Annotated in this window: 1 protein-coding gene; it reads right to left on the reverse strand. The window is 76.6% G+C overall.

Annotated features, from left to right (window positions below; translation table 11 throughout):
* Positions 1-887 (reverse strand): AAA family ATPase (locus FRW57_RS22215; RefSeq protein WP_152187103.1); only part of this gene is annotated, 887 nt, incomplete at both ends.

An 887-nucleotide genomic window follows, 5' to 3' on the forward strand; every position in this document is an offset into this window, starting at 1 on the left:
CGGTGGCGGCCAGGGCGGCGGCGTGCGCGGGTCCGAGGTCGGCCCGGTCCCGGCCGAAGGCCTCGACCCATTGCTCGCGGGCCTGCTCGACGGACTCGGCGACCAGGTGGGCGGTGTTCGCCGCGCGTCCACGGGTCATCGCGACGTAGGCGGCCGCGGCGCCGGTGTGCTCCCCCACCACCAGGTGCGCACGGTGCACGGTCTCGCCCTGGGCGCCGTAGACGGTGCTGGCATAGGCCAGCTCGACGTTCTCGCGCACGTAGGTCGCGGGGAGGCTGCGTGGCCCGCCTCGACCGGTCACCGTCAGGGACCCGTCGGCGCCGATGCCGGTGATGGTCCAGGTCTCCCGGTTGGCGACGTCCAGGCCGCGGTCGTTGCGGCGGGTCGCCACCTGGTCGCCCACCCCGACCCGCTCGCCCGCCGTGGTGGTGACCGCGTGCTGGTCGTCGACCCGGCCGGCGGCGACCAACCGGTCCCGGATCGCGGCGTTGAGTGCCGCGACCTGCTCGCGGGTGTCCGCGACCACCAGCACCCGCCCACCCTCACCACGCGACTCACCACAGTTCTCGCGTCGATGCTCCCCACCGGCGTCGGTGGCGGCGTCGGCGACGGTCTGGGCGAGGGCGTGGAGGCGTTCGGCCTCGCTGGCGTGCAGGACGACCTCGCCGCGGGCCCGCAGGGCGTCGAACACTCCCCCGGGGTCCTGGCCGGCGCGCATGGCCAGGCTGAGGCGGGCGTAGTCGGGGTCGGCGAACCGCTGCACCGCCTGCAGGGTCACCTGGTCCTCGGGGTGGGCCCAGCGGGCGGCCAGGTCCAACACCCCGCCGCGGCCGACCGCGGGCAGCTGGTGGCGGTCCCCGACCAGCGCCACCCTGGCGCCGGCCTCG

The sequence above is a fragment of the Segeticoccus rhizosphaerae genome (genome assembly GCF_009192725.1).
Lineage (GTDB): Bacteria > Actinomycetota > Actinomycetes > Actinomycetales > Dermatophilaceae > Segeticoccus > Segeticoccus rhizosphaerae.